The sequence below is a fragment of the Zavarzinella formosa DSM 19928 genome, from assembly GCF_000255705.1.
In the GTDB taxonomy this organism is placed as follows: Bacteria; Planctomycetota; Planctomycetia; order Gemmatales; family Gemmataceae; genus Zavarzinella; species Zavarzinella formosa.
Window position 1 is genome coordinate 19,367 of sequence record NZ_JH636456.1, and the last position, 4,821, is coordinate 24,187.

Sequence of the window (4,821 nt, forward strand, 5' to 3'; positions counted from 1 at the left end):
TCAGGCAATCACAACACGTCTTGCGTAACGAAGGTCTTGGTGGGAAGCGGTGAGTTGGAAGCTCAGGGCGGCAGAACAAGATCGACGGTGCGAGGCGGATGGTCATCGCCTGACAGGCGGGATGTCCCGCCATGTGTTCAGTATATGACTGCCAGGGCCGATTGCGTTTGTCGACGAGTAATATTGTTTGCAGTCACGTTGCCGCCCACCAACTCCAACTTGTTAACAAGAACAGCATCATGTTCACCGTGATCGTGCAGCACCAACTCAGCGGCCACCACCACGGCGTCTGGTGACGGATCGACCGTCGGAAAAGGTCAGCCCCCATGATCGCCACGCTCGCCAGGACGTTTGCCGCAGACAGCCAACGAGGAGCGTTTGGCAGGCAAAGGTTTATCACCGCTGCCGGGAGCAATCCGACGGACCCCCACAGGCAGATGCGTCCAAGGTCGCCCCAATACAAATATCGCCGTTCAGGCGACATCAATGCCCATGACGCGCACATCTGAACCACCCATGTGAAGCTCGGCACTACCATGCCGACCAGGAGCACTTCGGGCAGGCCGGCGGTTGTAGTCAATTTGGCCAATGAACCGGAGAAGATTGCCGTGACTGCTCCCCCGGAGGCGAACCATAATGCGGTTGAGAGGTAAGAATACCCCTCGGGGGGCTCAATCGAATGCGATTCCATCGGCTGACCTTTTGATGACGAGTTCATTTACATATACGGCACCAATGAGACAACATCCCATTTCATCGCGAAGTAAACCCGGCCCGGCTCATTCCCAGGGCAACACACGGCAGGGAGTGGAATGTTCGCCGGACACGGTCATCCATCAGGCAATTGTCCAGGGCCATGACAATGGCTCCCGCATCAATCCCAACCATGTCGCGACCGATCCATTCCCGATCCAAATTCAGATTTGCGTAGCCATAGCGGCCTCGCAACGTCCGGCCGGAATGATGGTCGGCGCGGGCAAGATTTTCGAGGACCTCATCCGGTGCGTTGGCGATGGCGGCGACGGTCGCGTTAAGGTGAGCGGTACCGTCCGCCGACCGCCCCGGCGCATAACGCCGGTAAGGTCTTTTCCCGTCACGATCCCCCGGCCCGTCGCCGTCGGACACGCCCCAGAAATGACGGTACGTGGCAAATGCGGCCGACTTCTCCCGGCAGAACAGGTAATTGGCCCTGACCGCGATCCGGGCCTGGGCGGCGAGGTCGACGCCGCCGGGCGGGAGCCATCGGGTGGTGTCGAGCAAATCCAACCCGTAACCGAACGCGAACAGGCCGAGGTCGGCATTATTGAAGCGAAGCCCCGCCACCTCGCCATAAAAGGGCTTCAAGGCCGTCCAACATGACTGTGGAAGCGAGCGATCTTCCTTCGCTCCCGAGCCCAGAACATACATCAGGATCGTTTCCCCGTTCAGCCGGTCCCAGGCGTTTCTTAAAAACTTTCCATTGAGATTCTTGCCGTGGTTGAGGAGGCCGGATTCCCGCCCGCCCGTCCAGTGAAGCCAGTCGACCCGTTCGTAAAGCTGCGCGGCAAGGCGCTCCAGTTCGCCGTCATTCAAAAAGGCCGCCGCCCAGAGCGCCCCGCCGATCAGCCAGCCAGAATCAACAGTGCTGAACGTGTCGCGGCCTTGGGGAGTGTTCGTGTGCGTCTCATAAAAATGGGGCATCATCCCATGGTCTTCGGGCAATTTCTCCAGCGAGGCATGCAGCGCCAGGCGCATGCGTCCAACCGCCTCGTTTTGGGAGATTAATTGGTATGGCTCCCGGCTGGCCAGTGCGAGGGCGATCAAGCCCATGCCGGTTGCCGCCGTGCTGCACCAACCTCGGGTAAGCGGACGCAACGGGCCAAAATTGGCCTGGCGGTCGAGGATCAGACCATCCGCTGTTTGATTTTCGATGAAATACCGAAGGGATTGTTGCTGAATCGTCATGAGCAACATGCGGTCGGAGACGCTCAACTCCCGGACGTTTGACATTTGGCCCTCGGTGAGGTGAATCAACCGGCTTCCTTGGATCGGGTGAGACCCGTCAGGGATACCTTCGGGTTGCCGGGCGTCTTTCAGGAAGCCGCCATTTCTGAATCATTTCGTAGTCCGTTTGCATTCGACAATCGTTCCGCTGATTTTCGCGCCGTCGGCCGTCGCTGCGTAGCCATCGCGTGGGGGTTAAGGTCGCAAAGCGCCCCCCGCGCGATGGCGAAGCGGCAGAGGCCAGAGGCGCGAACCTTGGTTTTCCACCCTGCGCTAGAGGTTTGAGCTGACAGCAGGAGCGTCGGGGGTGGTATTTCGGACCGGTGCTTTCAAAACATTCCCGGATGTGAATCCATCCCGCCGCTTCTTCGTCCGCGACCAACCGACGGCAGGCAAAACGACGGAGAACGGTCAAGGTCGTTGCATGAAGATCGGTTATGAACGCCTGCAACTCGCCTCGCCCCCGCCCGTCCCGATCATGCCATTCTTGTGGCACGCGGGGGCTTATGGTGTAAAATGAGCACTCCACCCAACCGGAGATCACGAATGGCCGAGACACTTTTAGTCGAGCGAAGACGGGAGGTGTTTGCCGCCCTTGTCGCGCTTCAGGACACGGGGCTGGGGGTGTTCGCATCGCGTCAGAAGGTGGCCAGCGATTACGGTCTCAGTGCCAGGCAAGTGGAGAAGATCGAGAAAGAGGGGCTGGATTCCCAGTGGCCGCCGCTTCAGTCCTGAGCATGCTTCACCTGATTTTCATTTGACGCCATGCCATGTTTGAACGCCTCCACCTCTTGCGGTTCAATTCCGGAGATACTTTTCACTCGAACCCCGTCTAAAATGGCTTCGACAGCCCCGGGCTCAATGCCAATGGCAGGCAAAGATTTCGTTAGAACCGCAGTCGTCGAAGGACGGAATGACCAACTTATCCAACGAATATTCCGACGAGCGTCCGTCTGCCGACAGCCCCATTCCCGGCGACGAAGCGATTCGACAAAGCGAGGAGCGATACCGCGCGCTCGTCAAAGCCACCGGCCAGATCGTCTGGTCCTGGTCGCCGGACGGCGCCAAAACCGATTTCACGCAAACGCAGCAGTGGTGGGAGGAGATCACCGGCCAGACTCTTGCCGATCAGCGTCGAAGCGGCACGGCCTGGCTCGATGTCGTTCACCCCGACGACCGCGAGGCGGCCGGGGCGGCATGGGATATCTCTTTGTCAACAGGCAATCTCTACGACGTCACGTACCGGGTCCGATCCCGCGAGGGCGGCTGGCGCCACGTCCACGCCCGGGGTGTGCCGATCCCGGGAACCGACGGCACGCCCCGAGAGTGGGTCGGCACATTAAACGACGTGACCGACCGGAGGCGGGCCGAGGACGACAATACCAGACTCCTCAGAGAGGTTGAAGCCGAACGCAATCGTCTGGCCGACGTGTTCCGACACGCCCCGTCGTTCATGGGCGTTTTGATGGGGCCGGAACATCGGTTCGTGCTCACCAACGACGGTTACCTCGACTTGCTGGGGGGCCGCAACGTCATCGGCCTCACGGTCCGGGAGGCGCACCCGGAGATGGGAGGACAGGGATACTTCGACATCCTCGATCAGGTGTTCTGGTCCGGGGAGCCCTATGTCGGCGAGAACGAGCGGGTTGTCCTCGACCGTGGCGGGACGCTGGAGGAGCGGGCGCTCGATTTCGTTTACCAGCCGCTTCGGGACGCGACCGGGGCCGTGTCCGGCATCATCGTCCAGGGGATTGACTTCACCGAGCGGAGGCGGGCCGAGGACGATCTCCGTGACATCCGGTCGCGGATGGAGGCGGCGCTCGCGGCGGGGGCGATCGGCACCTGGACGTGGGACGTGCCGAACGACCGGTATTACGGCGACGCGAGCCTCGCGAGGATATTCTCGGTCTCGCCGGAAGCCGTTGCCGGCGGCCCCCTCGCCGGTCTCATCGTTTCGATCCACCCCGATGACAAGGTCCGGGTGGAGGATCTCGTCAGGCGCGCTCTCGATGCGGGTGGTCGGTACGAGGCCGAATACCGGGTGTCCGACGGAGCCGGCGGGTGGCGGTGGGTGAACGCCCGCGGGCAGGTCGAACTGGACGGCGCCGGCAAGGCGGTGCGGTTCCCTGGCGTCGTGATCGAGGTCACCGACCAGAAACGGGCGGAGGAGGCGCTGGCCCGGGTGACGGCCGAGGCGGAGCGGCGGACGCGGCTTTACGAGGCGGTCCTCTCGACCACGCCGGACCTGGCTTACGTGTGGGGGCTGGACCACCGGTTCGCTTTCGCGAACGACGGCCTCTTGCGGATGTGGGGGAAGACCTGGGACGAGGCGGTCGGGAAGAATTGCCTTGAGCTGGGGTACGAGCCGTGGCACGCCGAGATGCACGACCGGGAGATCGACGAGGTCATCGCGACGAAGAAGCCGGTCCGCGGGGAGGTGCCGTTCGCGGGCACATTCGGCCGCCGCATGTACGACTACATCCTCATGCCAGTTCTCGGTGCGGACGGCGAGGTCGAGGCGGTGGCCGGGGTCACCCGCGACGTGACCGAGCGCAAGCGGCACGAGGAATCTCTCCGGCAAAGCGAGGAACTGCTCCGGCTGGCGACCGACGCGGCCGAGCTGGGCGTGTGGGTGTGGGACGTGGCCGAGGACCGGGTGACGTGGGAGAACGACCGGCCATACGAGATCTTCGGCCTCGATCCGTCGTCGGGGCCGGTCAACGCCGCCCGTTTCCGGGACGAGTTCGTCCACCCGGACGACGCCGAGGCGTTCGGCTCGGCCGTCGAGCGGGCCGTGCGAACCGGCGACCGGTTCTACTTCCAGGGGCGGCTGCGGCG

The 4,821-nt window shown here is 62.5% G+C and carries 3 protein-coding genes; 2 read left to right on the forward strand and 1 reads right to left on the reverse strand.

All coding sequences use genetic code 11. From position 1 onward, the window contains the following. Positions 1-753 precede the first annotated feature (753 nt). Positions 754-1,989, reverse strand: coding sequence for a glucoamylase family protein (locus tag BGIM_RS0146440; protein WP_020476397.1), 1,236 nt, complete (start codon positions 1,987-1,989; stop codon positions 754-756). Between the two features lie 540 nt (positions 1,990-2,529). Between BGIM_RS0146440 and BGIM_RS0146450 the strand changes: the two genes are divergently transcribed. Then, positions 2,530-2,718, forward strand: a complete 189-nt coding sequence (locus tag BGIM_RS0146450; RefSeq protein WP_020476399.1) for a hypothetical protein — start codon at positions 2,530-2,532, stop codon at positions 2,716-2,718. Between the two features lie 178 nt (positions 2,719-2,896). Beyond that, positions 2,897-4,821: PAS domain-containing protein (locus tag BGIM_RS66295; RefSeq protein WP_193789097.1), on the forward strand; the 1,925-nt coding region annotated here is incomplete at its 3' end.

Coding starts and splice junctions, on each gene's coding strand:
- BGIM_RS0146440 (WP_020476397.1), bottom strand. CDS start 1,989: ATGTCAAACGTCCGGGAGTTGAGCGTCTCCGACCGCATGTTGCTCATG.
- BGIM_RS0146450 (WP_020476399.1), top strand. CDS start 2,530: ATGGCCGAGACACTTTTAGTCGAGCGAAGACGGGAGGTGTTTGCCGCC.